Below are 20,141 nucleotides of genomic sequence, written 5' to 3'. Positions count from 1 at the left end.
TAAGTAGCCTTTCAAAACAAACTATAGTAAACTATTTTACTTGTACCGTATAATTCCCTGTTCCACCACCATACTTATATACACTTAAGTAATATTTCCCTGGCTTTGCATTATAATTTCCAAGCAATTTGTTTCCATCACGTTTTGTTGCATAAGCTACATAATTATTTAAATCTGATTCAGAATATAATACCCAGTTCAGTCCAAGATTTTGTTCGTTCGTAACAGAAATTTGTAAATCTTTTTGATCCTTTACATCAATAACAAATTTATCCCCCTGATCTTGATCGCTCAAGGTTCCTCTTAACAAAATATTCAAAGATAGTGGGTTTGCTGTTTCAAATGAATTATTTGGTTCTTTTTCTACAGCCGTACCTTCTTCCGTATTCACTCCGCTAAACACAACATCATATTCAAATTGCCCAGTATTATTTACACGGTAATTTACAAAATAAGCAGTCAATGTTTTATATCCAGTCCACTCTTTTCCTGAAAGACGTTTCAACATATCATTTGTTGCTTCATTCATCACTTTCCAGTCCTCAACTTCTCCTTTAGCCACACTTCCTGTATATGTTCCCTGTAGTGTAAATGTATTAAAGAATTGTGATTTATTCTTTGTTACTTTCACATCTTTTAATTTCGCTTCATTCGTAATATCTGAAGTAACGTCCGAAAGCGATTTTGGATCATGTTGAGTTAAATATTCATCTGATACTTGTGGAATCGTATACTTATCGCGATTATCAATAAGCATTTTCATATAAGATTGATATTCTTCATTTAACTTATTATCTTTGCTTAATGTATCACGGTATGCATCGTAACTTGAAACATCATTTGCGCGAATTAAATCATGTACTTTATCGAACATTTCTGGGCGCTTATTATACATATATGATTGCAGCGCAAACGAATAATTATAAAAATCCCACGTTCCATATTTCGCATTTAACGTTTGTGATGCTGTATAACGTTTTGCAGGATCATTAGATAACCCGCCAATTATACTTTTGCGCGGTACTACACTATCTAATCGAGTTGCACCTGCAAAGAACTCTGCATTCCCTTCTTCAAACCATGTTAAACGTTCATTTTGATACATTTCCCCTTGGCCCCATAATCCCTGAACTTCGTACCTTCCCTGTAAGTAGTGCGTAAATTCATGGCGGAACAATTCTTCCAGACTATAAATACTTTGCTCTGGTGTACGTTCATATGTAAAGAAAGTTCCTGTCCCTTCAATATAAATCCCACCATTATTCGTTTCATATCCGTACAGTTGACGATTAAATTGATACTCATCTGGGCTATTATAAATAACCATCGTTAACACATCATCAGCATGTCCACTTTCAAGTGGTTTATCGCTACCAACTGTACGATAAAATTGAGAACGCACCTCTTTTGCCGCCCAGTATAGACGTTTAATTTTCTCTTCGCTAACTTTATCCCCAGCTTTAAAGACAATTGCTCCATCATCAAACGTATACGTTTTCGGTAAATATTTCTTTTTACCTTCTTCTCGAATTTGATCTAAATTTACAGTTTTTCCATTCGCATCTATTCCTCCATAATTTGTAGTAATTTGTTCTGCCGCAACAAAGTATTGCTCTCCTAAATATGGGTAAATTCGCATTGCATCTGTAACAACTTGTTGTCCTTTTGTCGGCGTGCTATGAAGCTTGCCCAATCGGCCAGCATAATAAATTCCATTATTAATTAACCATCCGTTTTTATTTGTTACTGTACCAAGTAGTGCAAAACGATTTACTTCATTAATAAAGTTATCGATATTCCGAAACCACATCGTATCTTTTGGCTCTTTTCCAGTCGTGTACATATCCGTCTGAATATCAAAGTCAATTCCCTTCATCAACTCATATATAGCGTCTCCTTTTGTTCGGTCTTCAATGAAAGTTGCAAGATTATCATTATATTGTTTAAAAATTTCACCTGCATATAAAACCGTTTCAACATCTGCTGATGCATTTCCAATTAATTTTCCATATGATGCAATTACTTTATTTTGTTCTGATGTACCAAGTTTGAAATTTGGATTTTTTGCAATTGTTTTTAAAGCTGGTAAACATTTATCATGGTAGCTACGCTCATTTAGTTTGCTTAATTCATCATGGTAAAAACCTAAATAAAATGCTGCACGTAGAGCTTCTACTAATGTTTCAATCCCTTTTGAATCATCTTTCGTATAAGCTTGTCCTTGTTCTGCTAGTTTATTAATAATTGCTTGCATTCGGCTATCATCTTGATAGAATTTAAGACTATCACTATTAAACTGAAATAATTCCGGAATTTGATACCATTTAATTGTCACAAGAAGATCAGTTAATTGTTTATTATTTAATTGATTTAACTCAGCCATTGAATACTTTTTTTCTTCAGCTAACGGTTTAATATTATCGGTTGGTGCTAGTGGACGCTGTGATAAATCCGCTAATTTTAACCGTTTTGTAAAAGATGCATTTTCTTGTACTTTTGAAGGGTGCGCCAATTCATCAACAGATTTCTGTATTCCTACCGGCTCCATTTGTAATACGTTCTTCACATTTTGCTCTTTTGTCTCTGCTTGAATTTGCAAACCATTACATGTTATTGTCACTAATCCAACACCAAGAATCCACTTAGAAATTTTCGAATATTTAACCATCCCATTGCCCCCTAATAATTTAAAAGAAAATTCAGAATTTTGAAATCAAAAAACCCACTTATTTGTATGTATTTACAGTTCCGCTATAAATACAACTATGATTAATAATGCAATAGTAGCTTGTTTTATACTATTACGAGTACAGATTCCTTACATACAATCTCCCTTCCTTACATGTAATACAAGCAAAAACCGTGCCAATCATATTTCTTATGAATAGCCAACATTCTTTTATAAATACTGTAGAATAAAATATACATAGGTGGTTCGGCAATGTATAAATCATTTGACACAAAATCTAATGTTTATGAAGAACAAATTCATTGAATATTATAAGTTCATTAGCCAGTAAATAATCCCCAATTATTAAATCTCTCAAAAAAAGGTAAACAAACATATTCCATAAAGCTAATATGTTCGTTTACCTTTTTCTATTTCACATCAACAGCAAAATATCGTTGAATAAAAACAGTATGAATAAGTATTTTGTTATTCATTTCTCTTTTTCATATAATCTTTTTCACATTGCAACAGCTTGAATTTCACTTTTTTCCCTTTCTTCTTTTTCGTTTTTATAACGAGCCATTCCCCTTTTTCAACGTCTAGTTTTAGGCGTTTCATTACATTGATATTATCTTTTTCTTTATAAAGTAAAAATGCTTCTTGCGCCCTCACAAATAAGCTGGGCTGTTCGCTAAATCCACCACTATCATAAATTTTAGTTAGCGAATTATAATAAGAATCATTTTCCTTTCCACCATACATCAAATGAGCAGCCTCCAGATCTCTTTTACTTACTTCCCAAAAACTATGTTCATCAATATTTAAATTAAATGTGGATTTAATGTCCTGTATTATATTCTTCACATGCTTTTCATCTCTAACTTTTCTTTCTTCGAGACAATCCGAAGATAATTCTGGTGCATCTGATTGGGAATGTACAACGTGTTGTATCGATACACACAGAATAAATACGCTTAAAATGTAAAATATTTTTTTCATATTTACATATCACCTCAAATGATTTAGATACTATATCATTTGAGGCTTACAATATTCTTATGCTAATAATGAGAAAGATCCTATAAAATTTTTATAGGATCTTTCCTTTTAATATTGCTTTATCAAATTCACGGGCGGGGCAACTACCTTACTACTTTTCACATCATATAATCCTGTAGGTGTTACTCGTATAAAAGGCAAGTGCGTCGCAGAAAAGAATAAAATTGTAAATGCTGGATCATCATACGCGTAGCCACGCTCTTGTAGTAATTTCACCATCTGTTTCTCTTCCTGTATTAATTCACTCATTTTTAAATTAGACATAATCCCGAGCAATGGTAATGCTATTTCGTGTAACACTTCATTGTTTTCTGCTACGACCATTCCACCACCGAGCTCTTTTACTCTACGAAAAGCTGTAAGCATATCTTCTTTACTTTTTCCAATGAGAATCATATCACCTGTGCCGGAATAAGAACTAGCAAGACCACCTAATTCTTTCGCAAAACCTTTTACAACTGTACTTACTCGCCAAGTACCATCACGAGCAATCATCATGAGGAAGCATTCATCATGATCTGTGGATAATTCATCACAGTCTATATTGATTTCACTAGTATATGGTTTTGTAATAACATTATTTAATAAGTGTATCCCCGTTTTATTAGAGAAAATCATATCCTCTTTTTCTATTGACCAATCTAATGATAATGGAGTTACTTTATATTTACTCCAGTCTATATGTAATGCTTCATGCGTATTTACACCGTCACGCTTCACCCATTTCCCCTTTGCAAGGACACTAATTGGTACTGGGTTTTCTTTACTTTCTAAAATATTGATATTAGCAATTCTACCTGTCGCAATCGAACCATGTACATGTTCCATATTATAATAGCGAGCAATATTATAACTTGCCATATGGTATGCATCTATTACTGGCACTCCTTGTTTTATCGCGGTAGAAATCATTACGTTTGTCATTCCATTTTCATAAAACGAAGGATGTGAGCCGTCTGTTGTAAAAAAGAATCTATCAAACTGCTTTACGCCTAGTTCCAACAATTCTTTCAGTAAAACTTCTAAATCTGGGCGGATTGAAGAATTTCTTAGGGAAACAGTGTAACCTTGCATAAGACGAGTGAAAACTTCCTGCCCTGTCATCGCTTCATGATCACAATCTGTACCTAACAGTTTTAACTTCGCTAAAGTCGTTTCAGATGCACCCGGAAAATGTCCTTCTACTTTCTTTTGCAATCGCTTCGTTTCCTGCAGCCACTCTATTATTTCTTCACGATTAAACAAAGATTCTCCGTTTTGCAATTCAGTCTGTCCATCAAAACGGCACCACCAATACATACTTGCTGGAATCTTATTGAATTCATCTAATAAACGAAATGCTTCTTCACGCTTTAATGTGAAAAATAAAGTTAAATTATCATTAATAAAAGTTGTTGTCCCAAACTGCATCGCATGATTCGCTAGCGTCTCTGGGTTATACAACTGATACGGATGTGCATGTGGTTCTATGTAACCGGGTACGACATACTTTCCTTCGCAATCAACAACTTCACACTCCGTTAATTGCTCTGGCAGCTGCTCCCCTACGTATACAATTCGATCATTATATATCCAAATATTCGCTGTCATCCACTCGCGCATATAAGAATTTAAATATGTTGCATTCTTTAATAATATGTGTGTGCTTCTCTTACCATCTAGTACTTCAACATGTTCTCGTAATTGTTTATTACTCCATTTATAATGATTTTTCCCCATTGTATTCAACTCCAAATCAACTCATAATTATTTTGATTAAAACGAGTAATATTTAACTAACTAAAGTATTTTCCATTCATAACTCCCCTATTGGTGCCCCTATACCCTTCATTATATGTAAAAATTTAAAAAATAACAATTTTCAGAACTATACACATACCTCTTTTATCCAAAATAAAAAGAATGTCATGTAACTGACATCCTTTTTTATTTTGTCGTAAGCATTAAGATTGATTTTCACTTTGGAATACACTTGATGTCATATCATAAATGCAACTACTGTCCATAGTTGCGAACTTAAAAAAGCACCGCTTTTAAATACAACTATAACAAAATTCTATTCATTTTCTTTTCATCTATTTATTAAATTCAATTTGCATCATTTTATTTAACTGCGGAACAATATCGACCCCACCTATTGAGTTAAGACTGATAGCTAATGTATGTTTGCCTCCAATTACTCCCCCAGCAAAAGTTGCAAATCCAGGAATTCCTCCTCCATGCCCCCAAACTGAAACACCGTTTGGAAGTTTAGTCTCATAGATTCCAAGACCGTATGCGTCACCAACCCCTTTGCCTTCTATAGGAACTGTAGTAAGCATTTCTTTTAGCTCGCGTTCCTTCAGTAACTTACCACCAAGTAAAGATGAAAAGAACTTATTTAAGTCATCCGCATTAGAAATCATATCTCCAGCTGCATTAGCTAAACTCGGATTATAATACGTAATATCTTTGAACTCGCCTGTCCCTTCCATTTTCACATATCCACGAGCATGATTCTTTCCTGGGATGACGGGTGAATTTCCTGGTAAAAACGTATTTGATAGATCCAAAGGTTCAATAATTCGCTTTTCGATTTCTTCCGCATAACTATTTCCAGTTATTTTTTCAATAAGCATTCCTAGTATTACGTATCCTGTGTTTGAATACAACCAATCTTTACCCGGCGAGAAATCTGGAGGCAGCGAAAGGCCTATTTTCACTATTTCTTCTGCTGTATACGTTTTTTTCGAATTCATTATGTCCGCGTCTTTTGACTTTAAGTATTCAGCGATACCACTCGTATGATTCAAAAGTTGTCGTATCGTAATTTGATTACCATCATACCCATTTCCTTGCACGAGACCTGGTAGCCACTTTTCAATTGGATCGTTAAGTTGTAAGCGATTTTCTCCTACTAATTGAAGCACAGTCGTCGCAGTAAACGTCTTCGTCACACTACCAATCCGAAAGCGATAATCCGAATTCACCGGTTTCTTTGTACTTAAGTCCGCCACGCCAGCAGTAAAACTACTAGTTTTTCCGTTGTTAGACGCCTTAGCTAATATTCCTACAGCACCAAGCTGTACTGTTTCCTGCATTACTTGTTTCCAGCCATTACGATTCTTTTGATCATGTACTTGTGACGAACTAGAAATATTTTGAGCTGACTCTGCAGTCACAGTAAAACCAGGTGTGAATAGAACAGTACCCGCTAATAAAACTGCAAAACTTGCTAACTTAATTGAATTACATTTTTTCATAAGGCTTTCTCTCCTCCATTAATATCGGATTGATTCAAGCTATACTTTCATCCTATATGATAAATCTCTCTTTTTTCTTATCCATTCCTTACGAAATACTTACGTTTAAATTTAAATACGGTAAACTGAGGAAGAGTTATGCATGCAAATAAAAAGAGAACATGTTTTCATTTTTTATGTAAACATGTTCTCTTAAACATTTAAAATTCTATATCAACTTTTCATCCTATTCTTTACACAACTAATTTATATTCCTTTTTACCAGCCCGCACTAGCATTCATACCATTTCCAATAATAGAAAGTAATAGCGGCCATAATACTGGTCCTAGTGTAAGAAATATATTTAGAAGTATGAGCATTCTATATCCAACGGTGAAATTGTGATTTTTACGATTAACAAATACTAAACTGATTAATGATATTATAGTTGTTAAAAATAATACTAACATTAGCAACCAATACCACACCATTAAACTAAGACTCCACGGTGTTAATAGCTCATGTATGATACAAAATGAGATTCCTAATACAGCAAAACTAAAACTAGTCACCGATGTTTTTATAAGCCATTTATTTATTTTTTTATCGTATGTATTTTTACAATATAAATCTATTAAAGTATATAAAGATAAATATGCCATTAATACACCTATCCAAGACAATAACCAGTCTCCGTCTCCTTTGAATAATACGTACAGTAACCAACACATACCTACTGCTGAAAAAACAAAGGAAATAAGTATGCTTTTTAATACCGATTTCATTACATTTTCACACCCTTAAAAAATCAAAAATTAATTATAATTTATAAAAATTAAGTATAGGTTAACATGTAATGAAGTATAAGTAAATAAAGTTAATTTTGTTTACCTATTTGAAGACGGTTTCATATAAGAAAATAATTCATGTTAATCAAATTTCCGTATAAAAATAGAAAAGGTGGATATTTATGTATCCACCTTCCCGTCTCCCTCTACCCACTTCATTATTTCTTCCACATCTAAATCCGTATACGTCTTTTCGCCATAACGAACAGACTCATATAACGAGATAATATCCCTTGTTCTACAAATTCTTTTTAACCATTGTTGTATCGTTTCATAGGACCTTCTCTGTTCATGAAATGGTAATGTTCTTTCCCATTCAACTAACGTTTTTCTTATCTTATCTGTCGGTAACGGCCGTTCTAACTGATGAATGACTTTTTCATTCTTTATGCTTCTTACCGCAGTTTGCTTTGTGATCGATTCTTTCTCCTGTACTATTTCTGTTCTCGTCAATTTGTTCCTAATATACTTGTAGATGGCATATATAATTAATATTGCGATTATCACATAAAAAACTATAGTAATCCATACATTTGAAAGAACAGAAAGCACGTCACTCCATAGACTTTCTCTTTCGAAAGGTTGAAATTTTTTACCCGTTTTCGTTCTTATACCCGTATCTTTTACTTCTTCATATTCATCTTCATCTATTTTGGAATCATCAAAATTTTCACCTATACTAGTAAAGTCATAATTTCTTTCCGATATTGTCTTAGTCTTACTGAAAAAACGCTCTTTTACTATGTCTTGTACATACACAACACCTTGCGATAACGTTATCGCACTAATCGCAAAGAAAAGTATGATTAAAGTTCTTACACTCCATAACTTCACTTTCATATGCCGCTTTTTATTCACCATGACATAAGCCCCTTCTTATTCTTTCATTACAATCCATTTATTCGTTCTACTGTATTTTTTTGGTGAAGTACCAATAATTAAAGGAACCGCATCCAGTTCCTTTCGACGAAAGCCTGCTGTGTAAAAGTAAGAAGAAGATATAGGCGTATCTTGGTCTGATATCGAGGCAAGTACCCTTAATACATTTTGCAAATGTTTCCGATTATCCCCATTTTTTATATGTAGCAAACCGTTATCTTTTACACTATTGATCCATACTTCAAACGAACAGTTTTGCATAAGAAGTTGTTTGCATATACCTGCTGTTAATTCAATTAGTTCCTCTATATCATTTCGCAAAGAAACACCACTTTTATTTTGCAAGTTGAGATAAATCGCGTATTTATCACATTGTGTTCGCTCATACTTTTTCGCAATTATCATCCCTGCTTTCGCTGTTGCACTCCAGTGGATGGAACGAAAATCTTCATTTTCATAAGACTTTACTCCCATTACTTTCGTTTCATCATATAAGGGTGAAGACATCGCTTTTCGAAATCCTCGTGACCATTCTTGTAATTCAGGAACTTGTATTTTCGGAACAGCTGGTAAGACTAAATAAGAGGGCGTATCAACTTGTTTATATGTTATATGGTTCGTTATAAATCCAAAGAGATCAGTAATAACAATTTCAACTTCTTCCCATTTCGCGATGCCTCTTTTTAACGCTACAGCTTGCAAATCAAATGAAACTGACTCCCTTCCTTTTAAATTAAAATTCATATAATAATTTGAACCTGTACTATGATTTTTATTTATTTCATCATGATTCCAAGTTAGCTTATTTTCACATTTAAATCGAAATACGATATTAAGAATAGGAAATATCGACTTGTTTGAAATTTTCATTTTGCACATATTCGTTTCACCTATAAAAACATTCGAATTCCCTTGACTGTATTCCCATTCAACACGAGATACTTTACGTATATATACATGCATAGCACCTATTAAAATTACATATAAAAATACGAGAGATAAAAACAGTAGATTACTTGAAAATACACTTAAAATAACGGCTACAACTGACATAACCCCCATTACGAAAGGCTCCGCTAAAGGTGTATACACAAGCTGTTGATTCATCGTACATTCTCCACTGGCACACTAATCGTATGAAGAATTTCTTTCATAATTTGTTCTTTCGTCGTTTTCATCTCTCCCTCAATCGTTAACGTTAAACGATGAGCACAAACTGATGCAGTGAGCGTCTTAATATCATCTGGCGTACAGTAATCTCTTTCATTTAATATTGCCCGTGCTTGAATCGCTCTCATAAATGCCAACGTTCCCCGAGGGCTTACACCAATTTCAATTAACTCATGGTTACGAGTTGCTTCAATAATTTCAAGAAGATAATCTTGCACATCATTCCCTACTAACACTTCTCTTGCACGCTTTTGCATCATAATAATTTCTTCACTTGAAATAATAGAGTGTAATGTTTCTAACGGATCATTCATTTGAAACCGATTCATCATTTCCTTTTCAGCTTCTCTCGTAGGATAACCTTGGCGAATCGTAAGTAAAAATCGGTCTAATTGAGCATCAGGTAAAGGAAATGTGCCCGCTGATTCGAGTGGATTTTGCGTTGCTATAACTAAAAAAGGTTCTGGTAATGAATGTGTCTGTTTCGCAATTGTAACAGTACGCTCTTCCATAACCTCAAGTAACGAAGATTGTGTTCTCGGTACAGCTCGATTAATTTCATCCACTAATACGATATTTGCAAAAATAGGACCTAATCTCGTTTTAAAATCCGATTCCTTCACATGAAAATATTCAAGGCCAATAACATCTCCAGGCAAAGTATCCGCTGTAAATTGTATTCTTTGAAATTTAGCGTCCACACTTTTAGCCAAACTTTTCGCTAATGTTGTTTTTCCTGTCCCAGGTACATCTTCTAATAAAATATGTCCCCTTGCTATTAGAGCAATGGCTGCTAGTTCTATCGATTCGTCTTTTCCTATAATAACCTTCGAAATATTATTAGTAATTTTCTTTAATGTACTCATATAGTATCTACCACCTTTTAATTATCTAAAAATTAAGAATATATTTTTTCCAAATTATAACATGTAATTCAAATATGAAATAGAGCAAAAAGAAAACTTATATTTTTTCTTCACTGCACGCAAAAAAGCACCTATTGTCGTATATTGGCAATGAGGCGCTTAACTCAATCCAACAGCCTTCTTTCCCTCTAATTTTTAGTAACAATACATCCTTTTTTCTCCCACGCATGCATTGTTTTCAATTAACTAGTAAAATGCATTCTAATATTACATATAATAAAAACCATTTCGATTTGTTCGTTATAGAACTTCCTCTACATCGACACTCTCAATCTTCACTTCATACATATTTGGGATACTTGCTTCTTTTGGTACCCATGCATAATAATTTTGATCATTTTCTAACATAAATTGAACTAACTTTGTTTCTGAAACATTCCAGAAATTTTTAAGATTATCAATGTAGTCCTCTAAATCTTCTTTATAGTCCAATTGTAATATATAATCTCTTACCGTCAGGGCAAACACAATTAAACTTCCTAATAGATTTTTTTGCTCATTTTCTTCTTCATACTCTTGTGGTAAGAACCACACTTGACCTATTCCTATCGTTTTTTTGTATTTTTCATAAAAATTACTATCATTCATATTCTCATAATCATGTATTAATTCATTGACCAATGAATGCCATTTTGGCGGAATCATGTTTTCCAATGCAGGATTATGTTCAATTCCTTCTACTATATCCTCGATTTCTTCTGTCTCATCTTCATAGTGATATTCACCTAGGTCTATATGCTTAAATTTCATTTCATTTTTATAATGTGCCAAATCATATGGATAATGGTTATTACCTTTTAAACTTGTATCATCAAGTTCGAGTATCTTTACTATTGCAGCTGTCTCAAAGCTCCAATACCCTACATATCCAGGTTCTTTATGCGCATTTTTCCATTCATAATCATAATGGCCTTTAAACCATTCTTTCTCCATGTACGTTTGCAATCTTTTAGACGCTTCTTTTTTATCTGTTTGTGCAAATTCTATAATCTCTCTCATTTTTGCATATGGATTTTCTTTATAATATCTATTCGTCATGTTTGTGTATCCGATATCACTAGCGCATAAGAGGAAATCGATTACTGCATCATTCACATTTTTTTTATCAACTATCTTTTTTAATCTTTCTATATTCTTTTTATCCGTTTCTAACAAAATCCCTAAGGAAATCATCCAAATCAGACTTAAATATCCAATTTCCCTACTTCCTGTATTCTCTAAATCATAAATTGCATTATAAAAATCTTCTTCTATTACACTAACATCTTCCCCTGAAGAATACTTTGCCCTAATATCCTCCATCTCATATCTAAAATTGGCTAGATATGTCCCTTCTATAATACTCTTATTATCTTTAGAATATCTTTGAATTCCATTTTTAGTATCTTCTTCTAAACTTTTAATATCTTCTCTATTTTCCTCTATAAACTCTTTATGATATTCAATTCCTTCTCTACACTTTTCTTCTATACATAAATAATCTCTCATACCATTCAATTCCTCCTCGCTTCTAAATTATGGCCATTCTCCAACAATGTTACCCTTTGCATCTATTCTAAATGTTTTCACATTTCCACTACTATCAACCTTTGATAACACTCTCTCAACTTCCTGATCTTGTAATGCTTTCGTAATCTTTGATGCTAATTTTGCATCTCCATCAACTGCCTTCAATATTCTACTTTTTCGGGTCTTCGCACCATTCAACCAATCATTTGACATTTGTCTTCCATCTTTAGTTTTGCTTAGTTTAGCACCACCACATAATCAATTTGAACAGACGAAAGGTGAGCCCACATTTCTCGCAAGCCCACCCTGTCTATTTCTGATGCTTCTTCATTCATTTTTGCGCAATTAATTTCTTTATCTCTAAAAATATACATCGAGTACAATCCTTGTTCTTCACAGTATACTTTAATTTCATCTTTTTAATATCTGAAGCTACATCCACCTTTAACTTGCCCTAGTGTTGAAACTGGTTTATCCCTAGAAATTTTTAACTTTCATCTTCCTATTACATAAATTGTAATTTTCGTAACGATTTTTAACAAATATTCGGACATTTACCCTATGGAGTACACTCATAAAAGTTTTCTAAAGAGGGTCACTCTTTTTAATGAGACTACATTTTCGAACTGTAATCACTTCTTAACAACTACTAATCTACCTCTATTATTTATATCCCTTCTTTGGTTTCTGCACAATCATTAATGTTTCTTTTTAATACTCATCTTCAAATAGACAATTATATATAGTAACACCTGTTTCCTTTAACTCTAACGAAACATCCTCCACTTCAATACTTAACGTTTCTTTATCAAGATTCTTTATTCCGTTACTATCTAATAATTTTAAAATACTACTTCCTATTTTCTTAGATTCATCATTGTATGGCGAGGACTCTTCAACTAGCTCGATTGTACCATTAGTATATCTATATCTTAAATATTTAACCACTGCATATGGCGCGATTGCCGAAATCATTAGCATTACACAATTAATTTCTGATTGCTTCCGAACGTACTCACTGAATTCTACAGTACCAAAACGAAATTTCACATCTAGTGGTAGAAGAATGTAAGAAAAACATGTTGAATAACTAAAATCAGTAATATTATCAACGTTTATATTTGATATTTTATTAATTTCTCCATCCCAAAAATGTTTATCAACAAATTTCCCCAAAACATATTGGAAATCACCTTGTTTATATAATTTATTAACAACTTTTAGTATCTCATCACTCATAATTATTCTCCTTTATTGTACAGGGTACCCATGTATATTTCCTTTACCATCCATATGAACCTTTACCCTCGTTTCTCCATTTGGACCTATTGGCTTTCCAAAATCATGCACTCTAACACTTCCGTCTGGCTTTACTGGTGTTCCTTTCACCCATGCTTCTTGTGTCTCTACTACTCCATTTTTCCCTGCTCCCCACTGCGATTTGGTTGAGACATTATTCCCATGACCAGGAACATGTTTACCCTGTTTTCCTGCATCAACTTTTGGAGCACCTGAAACGCCAGCATCAACATGCCCTTGACTTGCTAGTTTATCATTTTTTCCAATGTTCCCTGCTACACTGGCTCCCTGACCATCAACACCTGTACCCTTACCTCCACCAGAAGACTGGATTTTTTGAAGAGTATCCTTAGCATTTTGAATCGATTTATTCCAAACAAATCCACCATGCGCAAAAAGACTAGCCCCAGCAGCTGTTGCTGCTATATCTAATGGAATAACAATTGGTGATGCTAACCCGCCAGTTCCTACTTCTGCCACGATAGTTAAGAAATTAGATCCGCCTATGAGCGAGATACCTTCAAACATTTCTAGAATGGACCCGGCTATTTAATAATTTTGCCCTGTTTTTTTTAATGTTTTTTGACATTGAAAAACATACTATATAGCATCAATTGAAGCCTATGTGCCTGTGAAATGCAAGGTACGAAAGTGCATTCGCTCAAATAATAATTTTCAATTTAAATCAACAAAAGAGACCTCAAATGTGAAGTCTCTCTTGTTGATTATTTTCCATAAGTAACTCGCCATTTATTTGTTTATTTTAAGACAGATAACATGGTTCATTCAAATATATATCCTAAAGAAAAAATTTTTCCTGCCGTCATAAGCTAGTAGAATAGATTCAATTAATTCTTATTAATTGCGATAAACTCACTAGGAATCTCATCTGCTAACCAAACTTTTTCATTTCCTAAATAAAATTTAACGCCTTCTTCTCTAGCTTTTTCAGTATTAACTTCTAAAATAATAGGATGCTTATCTTTTCTTTTCCCCACTAATTCAGCAGTTACAATATCTTCAGAAAGATGGACATATTGTCTAGACATAGGTGATAGCCCATTTAATTCAATAGAATTTAAAAAGCGAGGAGATGTACCATGATAAAGAAATTTAGGTGGAACGCCTTCTTCCTTTACTATTTTCATGGGAATAGAATGTCCATACAACGCACGAATTTTATTTTCTTTTAGCTCATGCCTTTTTTTCTCAGATTTCTCAATCATTATTTTTAAATCTTCTATCTTCACATCGCTCCATTCAATGGATTGGTGAAGTGCTTGTAAAAGTTGCTCAACAGAAACCCACCCATTCTCATCTAACTCCAATTCGTATTCCCATGGAGCATGACGTAAAGCATAAGATACTTCTTTACTTAAATTTGTATAGAATTTTTGTTTATTCAATTTCTTCACTCCGATTGTAATCAATCATTTCTTTCATAGCAGCTTCGACCCACTCCCAAAAATCATCAAACTCTTTTCTTTGTTCAAAGCCTTCAGAAGCAAATTCATGAATAAGTTGAACTTTACTTCCTTTGCCGATTTCAAAACATGCAGTATCATCATTATCAACTCTTTTAGCAAAAGGAATCAGCTTACGATTAGGATATCTTTTCTTCATACCAGAGTATATGTTAGTAGCCTGTTCTGATTCCTTTAAAAACCATATATCAAAATTAACTAAATCTAATTTGACTAATAAGGTAACAGTTTAAATGCCACCTATTATTTACACATTTTTCTTTCCCATACTCTTTTTCCGTCAGTTAAAAACACTGCACTTGGCGGATCATCATAGAGAGAAATTTCAACCAATGAACTTTTTTCTTGTTTTAACCAATTATATACAGTACCTTCGTTTGTATTAGGTCGAGATAAAATATTATTTACTCTAAATACAGCTGCATCATATTCTGTATAATTTATATCATCCTCATCTAGTCCATTGTCTGTTTCAAAAACTGTATCTAGTTCTCCAATAATCCTCAATCCACTTTTCCATTCTAGTATCATGTCACTATGTTCATAATTTATTAATGTTCCAATTAAAGAATCGTACCCCATTTGCATCCTCTTTTCTTATGATTTTTATGGTCTTGATGGTACTATATGAGCGCCATCTTTTCCATAATGAATCAACCCTTTAGTAGTCTCATGGTATTCACCAGTATTGCGGTCATAATATTTTCCTATTGGCTCACCAAAGTCTACTCTTTCTCTACCGTTTTTTAATAGTTCACCTTTCCCGGCGAACTTATCAAGCAATTCTTGCGCTATTTTATTATCGCCATAGAAAATGCTCTTATTTTTTCCATTTGCTAATTCTTGTTTATAGTTCGGTGTATCAGGAATATGCTTTTCTTGAGCTCCTGTTTTCACTTTTATTGGATAACCATTTACTTCACGGTATGGACCTTTAGGTACAGAATCTTTTCCATAAGAAGGTATTCGATTACTCGCACCCTTACCTCCACCAGAAGACTGGATTTTTTGAAGAGTATCCTTAGTATTTTGAATCGATTTATTCCAAACAAATCCACCATGTACAAAAAGACTTGCCCCAGTAGCTGTTGCTGCTATATCTAATGGAATAACAATTGGTGATGCTAACCCACCAGTTCCTACTTCTGCCACGATAGTTAAGAAATTAGATCCGCCTATGAGCAAAATACCTTCAAATATTTCTACAATAGACCCGGCTATTTAATAATATTGTCCTGCTTTGTCTAATGTTTCTTGACGTTGAAAAACATACTATGTAACAGCAAATAAAGCCTATGTGTATGTGAAATACGAGGTACAAAAAAGAATTCGCTTAAATAATAATTTTCAATTTAAATCAACAAAAGAGACCTCAAATATGAAGTCTCTTTTGTTGATTCTTTTTCATCTATAACTTCCTCTTTACTTATTCAATATCAGACAATCTTCCTTATTGAAATATAATAAAATCCTAATAAAAACGCGTTCTTCAAAAAGTTCTTTTTCTGCCCTACGAATCTAGTAAAATGGCTATAAGATATTACAAATTTAAGCTACGCTTAACTTGCACTAATAAATCCATTAATCCATTTCTTTCTGGATTTTTTTCCACTTCTTTTTTCACATGTTCTTCCAAATAATTATAAAAAGTTTCAAAGTCCAAATACACTTGTTGTTCAAACTCAACAGCTGGAGAATCTAATTCAACTAACACATGCTTATCATCTAAAGGTGTAGGTAGCTGTGACATATCAAATCCATCTAAATCAGACTGAAAATGAACGAATACTATTTCTTGTCCAAACCCCTCTTTTTTTACAAAAAAACTCAAAGCTCTTTCCAAGTACTTACCGTTTATAAAGTTAAAATATATTGACATCAATTGATCATTTTTCTCTTTATCTTCAATAAATTCAAAATTACTATTCATTTTATCCTCCTATAAATATTGTATCTTGATAATATCAGTCTAGAATTGGGAAAAAGTTAGTTATCTCCCCAGCATCATTTAAATAACCTCTGAACTTCAATCCATTTATTATGGATATTTAGATAAAAAAATCCAGTGATAATTCCTAATTAGTTCTGCATCAATCTTACTTCTAGCTCACTAGATCCCTTACCAACATTACCCTTATAGCTACTTTAACACAAACTAAAAAATCCACAGTGTAAAAAGTTGAACACTGTGGATTTTTACATTTATTTTCCTTGATAATGCACCATATCATAAGGGTAGTATAAAGTATTTTTTAAACTTGAATCATCTAATTTTAAAATCTTTACGATTGCTCCGCTTTCGTAACTCCAATAACCATTGTAGATATCATTTTTATTTTCATGTGAATCATACCAGCCTGTATCACTATGCCCCTTATACCATTTTCCCTCTAAATATTCTTTCAATTCTTTTACTGATTCTTCTTTATTCTTTGCATTAACCACACGATAAATTGATTTATATGGGTCTGCAAAGATAAATTCCGTGTTATTCCCTTCCCAATTTTCATCTTTATAACTAAATAAAAAATCAATCAAATAATCATTCAATTTCTCTTTTTCTACCAATTTTTCTAATTCAATTATATAATCTTTTGAAACATCTAGCATTATCCCAATAGAAAGAACCCACAATAAATCTATATATCTATATTTGCCACTCCATCCCTTTTTCATCGCCTCAATTATTTCGGGGTAAAAATCTCTTAGTACTTCCATAGGTCTTCCCATTGAATATAAACAATTAAATTTATCAATACAAATTGATTCAATATATCCATAAGCTCTTTTAATACTACCTAAATCATTTGGTCTTTCATTTTTTACTTTTATTGCTAATTCTTTATACTTTTCTATTCTATTATTCTGTCTATTTAAATAACCCTCGAAATAATCTTCATTTTTTAAAATATCTCTCATTTCATTCTCCTCACTCAATTATTTTCTTCCCAGAAGAATCCAAAATGCTTTTAACCACATTACCATCCTTATCAACATTAATTAGTATATTTTGTACATTTTCAGGATTCAAAAGCATTTCTTCTCGAATTTTATCTGCCATTTCTTCTCCAACAGTTGATTCCAAACGTCTAGAACCATCTATCCATGTTTCGCTCATTTGCTTTCCATCTTTTGTATTTGAAAGTTGCGCAGTATTATACTTAGCCTCCGCTATCACATACTTAGGTGGCGGAGATGAATTTTCATATACAGCATCTATTCCCTTAACAATTTTTTGATCTAATGTTATTACACGATCATCACTAATTCTGGTATATGTTTGACTTTCAAAAAAGTCATCCATCTTCATTTCACCATAATTCCCTTTACGCTTCGTTGTTTTTAAAGCTACTTCGCCACTTTCTACTGATCCTATTACCTTACGCTGTTGTGCTCTAGCTACTTCTAATGTTTGGGCTACTTTTCCAGATTCCTTAGCTATTTCACCAGTTTTACCCGTACCCTTACCACCATCTTTAGACTTCGCAAACTTATAAAAAGCTTCTAATAATTCGCCTTGAGGTATTTTGGTTACAATAGTTCCACCAACACTAGAGAATGCATAGGAAGCATTTCTCTTAAATGATTGTAACATTTCAAGCGTAGGCTTCAATTCTTTTGCTAATTTTACTGCATTAGCAAATGTACTTACTCCACTTGATGCTTTTGCTCCTTTTGTGATATGGCCTACTTTATTTAGTGCCCTATCGCCTAATATTGTGGTAGCTATTTGTGTTAATCCATAGGTAGTCAATTCTGTACGACTCTCTGCATCTCCCTCTATCATATCTCGTTTTATTTTATTTGAAAATGCATGCCACATATTTTTTGCAGTTTCATCCAAATGGAAAAGTGCATAGGTTACATTAATAAAAGTTCCTATGTCCATATTACTTAAAGCTATTGCGGACTCGATTTCATCACCAATAGCTTTCCCCGATCCTCTTTGAATAGCTTCCCACATCTTTTTCGCTGTTTCAAACGTGCCAACTATACTGTCTGTCGCATCGTCACAAGCATTTCTAACCGGAGATTTCTTCTCAATTATGTTATTTGTTTCTATATCTTTAATTGACTGATCATTTTTTCGAGCTGTTTCTTCTATAATCCCCTGAATCGAACTCACCCAATCCATATTCAACCCTTGTGTACTAAACGTACCACTCACAGGACTAAATCCTTTCCCACTTTGCACTTCAGCGAGTCCGGCTGTGATGCTAGCTGCTAATTGGAGAGCGGTGCTGTAGTTGTTGCTGGATGAATGATTGAATTCATATAAATGCTCTAGTTTTTCTTCCAGTTTTTTTCTCATTGTACCTAATACCGTTACAATTGCACCTACTCCGGGCATTGGTGTAAGTACTTCTATTGCTTCTATACTTGTAATCGATTGATTAATTCCCCTTATTTGTTCTCTTATTTCTTGTTCAATCACATCTGTCGAAACAACTTTCGCTTGGAACTCATTTGGAAATGCTTCGTTTTGGCGAATTAATTCTTCACATAAGCATATAATTCCTTGCGCTAATGGCCGAAATGTTTGGACAAGGTAGGATTTTGCACTACTGTATGTTTGTCCTTGTAATACTGTGTCTATCGCAAAGGCATCAATAGATTGAATGACTTGTTCCATACTTTGAATCGTAGCATTACATATAGCGTTCATACTTTGAGTTTGACTTTGTACTTCTCCCAAATACATGTTTAAACTCATGTATTTGCCTCCCTTTGTAGTTGCTGCTGTTCATAGGAAAGGTCGTTTTCTTTCTCACTGAGATGCCGTTTTTCTTTAAGCAACGTCTCTTTTTCATTTTCTAATTCGAATGTAAGTTTTCTTTCATACTGTCCGATTTCTTGCCGCATATTCGTAAAAAGGTGAAACACTTCTTTGTCGCCGTGCCAAGTTTCTAGTATTCGGTTAAATAAACGATTACTTCTATTTTTCCATACATGAAAACTAACCTCAGCTCGTTCTTGATTTTGCAGCGCAATTCGGTTTTTATTTTGTTCTTCAAATATAATTCGTAATTTTTGATTACATTGACTGATTTTCGTTTCAATTTCTTGACTCATC

17 protein-coding genes and 3 pseudogenes are annotated in these 20,141 nt (G+C 33.3%); all 20 read right to left on the bottom strand.

The genetic code is table 11. The features are described 5' to 3' along the window. Positions 1–31: 31 nt before the first annotated feature. Positions 32–2,668 (bottom strand): collagenase ColA, encoded by a 2,637-nt coding sequence (gene colA / locus ACTFN4_RS14330; protein ID WP_439962476.1) that lies wholly within the window; start codon positions 2,666–2,668, stop codon positions 32–34. Between the two features lie 489 nt (positions 2,669–3,157). Further along, positions 3,158–3,670, bottom strand: a complete 513-nt coding sequence (locus tag ACTFN4_RS14325) for a hypothetical protein (RefSeq protein WP_000719372.1) — start codon at positions 3,668–3,670, stop codon at positions 3,158–3,160. Between the two features lie 108 nt (positions 3,671–3,778). Then, the gene (locus tag ACTFN4_RS14320; RefSeq protein ID WP_439962475.1) at positions 3,779–5,449 is read right to left on the bottom strand and encodes an adenine deaminase C-terminal domain-containing protein; all 1,671 of its coding nucleotides are present in this window, start codon (positions 5,447–5,449) and stop codon (positions 3,779–3,781) included. Positions 5,450–5,805: 356 nt separating this feature from the next. Continuing rightward, positions 5,806–6,972: a serine hydrolase domain-containing protein gene (locus tag ACTFN4_RS14315; protein ID WP_016124771.1), complete on the bottom strand. Its 1,167-nt coding sequence runs from the start codon at positions 6,970–6,972 to the stop codon at positions 5,806–5,808. A gap of 258 nt (positions 6,973–7,230) precedes the next feature. Next, positions 7,231–7,737, bottom strand: coding sequence for a DUF3902 family protein (locus tag ACTFN4_RS14310; protein ID WP_000843838.1), 507 nt, complete (start codon positions 7,735–7,737; stop codon positions 7,231–7,233). Positions 7,738–7,920: 183 nt separating this feature from the next. Beyond that, positions 7,921–8,661, bottom strand: a complete 741-nt coding sequence (locus ACTFN4_RS14305; RefSeq protein WP_439962474.1) for a signal peptidase II — start codon at positions 8,659–8,661, stop codon at positions 7,921–7,923. Positions 8,662–8,676: 15 nt separating this feature from the next. Next, entirely contained in the window at positions 8,677–9,786 is a 1,110-nt protein-coding gene (locus ACTFN4_RS14300) for a DUF58 domain-containing protein (protein WP_087875505.1), read from the bottom strand. Next, a complete protein-coding gene (locus ACTFN4_RS14295) occupies positions 9,783–10,715 on the bottom strand; it encodes an AAA family ATPase (protein ID WP_439962472.1) in 933 nt (310 codons plus the stop codon). The genes ACTFN4_RS14300 and ACTFN4_RS14295 overlap by 4 nt, the downstream gene beginning before the upstream one ends. Before the next feature lie 300 nt (positions 10,716–11,015). Continuing rightward, positions 11,016–12,263 carry a PoNi-like cognate immunity protein gene (locus ACTFN4_RS14290; protein ID WP_439962471.1) on the bottom strand — a complete coding sequence of 416 codons (1,248 nt, stop codon included), beginning with the start codon at positions 12,261–12,263 and terminating at the stop codon, positions 11,016–11,018. A gap of 27 nt (positions 12,264–12,290) precedes the next feature. Beyond that, positions 12,291–12,497: a hypothetical protein gene (locus ACTFN4_RS14285; RefSeq protein WP_000063994.1), complete on the bottom strand. Its 207-nt coding sequence runs from the start codon at positions 12,495–12,497 to the stop codon at positions 12,291–12,293. Between the two features lie 498 nt (positions 12,498–12,995). Then, positions 12,996–13,523 carry a hypothetical protein gene (locus ACTFN4_RS14280; protein ID WP_439962470.1) on the bottom strand — a complete coding sequence of 176 codons (528 nt, stop codon included), beginning with the start codon at positions 13,521–13,523 and terminating at the stop codon, positions 12,996–12,998. A gap of 12 nt (positions 13,524–13,535) precedes the next feature. After that, positions 13,536–14,132, bottom strand: a pseudogene (locus ACTFN4_RS14275) (hypothetical protein); the annotation flags it as partial. A gap of 299 nt (positions 14,133–14,431) precedes the next feature. Further along, on the bottom strand, positions 14,432–14,989 hold the full coding sequence (locus ACTFN4_RS14270; protein ID WP_439962469.1) for an RNA 2'-phosphotransferase: 558 nt from the start codon (positions 14,987–14,989) through the stop codon (positions 14,432–14,434). Further along, positions 14,982–15,284 (bottom strand): annotated as a pseudogene (locus ACTFN4_RS14265) (hypothetical protein); the annotation flags it as partial. The pseudogene ACTFN4_RS14265 and the gene ACTFN4_RS14270, both read right to left, overlap by 8 nt. A 26-nt stretch (positions 15,285–15,310) precedes the next feature. Further along, positions 15,311–15,649, bottom strand: a complete 339-nt coding sequence (locus tag ACTFN4_RS14260) for a hypothetical protein (protein WP_000540189.1) — start codon at positions 15,647–15,649, stop codon at positions 15,311–15,313. A 24-nt stretch (positions 15,650–15,673) separates the two neighbouring features. Continuing rightward, positions 15,674–16,288 (bottom strand): annotated as a pseudogene (locus ACTFN4_RS14255) (polymorphic toxin type 50 domain-containing protein); the annotation flags it as partial. 319 nt (positions 16,289–16,607) lie between these two features. Continuing rightward, complete coding sequence (locus ACTFN4_RS14250) at positions 16,608–16,997, bottom strand: hypothetical protein (protein ID WP_086388290.1); 390 nt, start codon at positions 16,995–16,997, stop codon at positions 16,608–16,610. 272 nt (positions 16,998–17,269) lie between these two features. Next, positions 17,270–17,986, bottom strand: coding sequence for a PoNe immunity protein domain-containing protein (locus ACTFN4_RS14245; RefSeq protein ID WP_439962468.1), 717 nt, complete (start codon positions 17,984–17,986; stop codon positions 17,270–17,272). Between the two features lie 10 nt (positions 17,987–17,996). Then, positions 17,997–19,781: a T7SS effector LXG polymorphic toxin gene (locus tag ACTFN4_RS14240; protein ID WP_439962467.1), complete on the bottom strand. Its 1,785-nt coding sequence runs from the start codon at positions 19,779–19,781 to the stop codon at positions 17,997–17,999. Next, positions 19,778–20,140, bottom strand: a complete 363-nt coding sequence (locus tag ACTFN4_RS14235) for a DUF3958 family protein (protein ID WP_098213942.1) — start codon at positions 20,138–20,140, stop codon at positions 19,778–19,780. Before ACTFN4_RS14235 ends, ACTFN4_RS14240 begins: the two co-directional genes overlap by 4 nt. Between the last annotated feature and the right edge of the window lies 1 nt (position 20,141).

Origin of the sequence: Bacillus cereus group sp. MYBK95-2 (genome assembly GCF_051915225.1) — a bacterium.
Lineage (GTDB): Bacteria > Bacillota > Bacilli > Bacillales > Bacillaceae_G > Bacillus_A > Bacillus_A cereus.
Note: the sequence above shows the minus strand (reverse complement) of the source record. Positions and strands in the feature narration are given on the sequence as shown.

Coding starts and splice junctions, on each gene's coding strand:
- ACTFN4_RS14315 (WP_016124771.1), bottom strand. CDS start 6,972: ATGAAAAAATGTAATTCAATTAAGTTAGCAAGTTTTGCAGTTTTATTA.
- ACTFN4_RS14320 (WP_439962475.1), bottom strand. CDS start 5,449: ATGGGGAAAAATCATTATAAATGGAGTAATAAACAATTACGAGAACAT.
- ACTFN4_RS14325 (WP_000719372.1), bottom strand. CDS start 3,670: ATGAAAAAAATATTTTACATTTTAAGCGTATTTATTCTGTGTGTATCG.
- ACTFN4_RS14290 (WP_439962471.1), bottom strand. CDS start 12,263: ATGAGAGATTATTTATGTATAGAAGAAAAGTGTAGAGAAGGAATTGAA.
- colA (WP_439962476.1), bottom strand. CDS start 2,668: ATGGTTAAATATTCGAAAATTTCTAAGTGGATTCTTGGTGTTGGATTA.
- ACTFN4_RS14300 (WP_087875505.1), bottom strand. CDS start 9,786: ATGAATCAACAGCTTGTGTATACACCTTTAGCGGAGCCTTTCGTAATG.
- ACTFN4_RS14295 (WP_439962472.1), bottom strand. CDS start 10,715: ATGAGTACATTAAAGAAAATTACTAATAATATTTCGAAGGTTATTATA.
- ACTFN4_RS14260 (WP_000540189.1), bottom strand. CDS start 15,649: ATGGGGTACGATTCTTTAATTGGAACATTAATAAATTATGAACATAGT.
- ACTFN4_RS14245 (WP_439962468.1), bottom strand. CDS start 17,986: ATGAGAGATATTTTAAAAAATGAAGATTATTTCGAGGGTTATTTAAAT.
- ACTFN4_RS14285 (WP_000063994.1), bottom strand. CDS start 12,497: ATGTCAAATGATTGGTTGAATGGTGCGAAGACCCGAAAAAGTAGAATA.
- ACTFN4_RS14235 (WP_098213942.1), bottom strand. CDS start 20,140: ATGAGTCAAGAAATTGAAACGAAAATCAGTCAATGTAATCAAAAATTA.
- ACTFN4_RS14240 (WP_439962467.1), bottom strand. CDS start 19,781: ATGAGTTTAAACATGTATTTGGGAGAAGTACAAAGTCAAACTCAAAGT.
- ACTFN4_RS14280 (WP_439962470.1), bottom strand. CDS start 13,523: ATGAGTGATGAGATACTAAAAGTTGTTAATAAATTATATAAACAAGGT.
- ACTFN4_RS14305 (WP_439962474.1), bottom strand. CDS start 8,661: ATGGTGAATAAAAAGCGGCATATGAAAGTGAAGTTATGGAGTGTAAGA.
- ACTFN4_RS14310 (WP_000843838.1), bottom strand. CDS start 7,737: ATGAAATCGGTATTAAAAAGCATACTTATTTCCTTTGTTTTTTCAGCA.
- ACTFN4_RS14250 (WP_086388290.1), bottom strand. CDS start 16,997: ATGAATAGTAATTTTGAATTTATTGAAGATAAAGAGAAAAATGATCAA.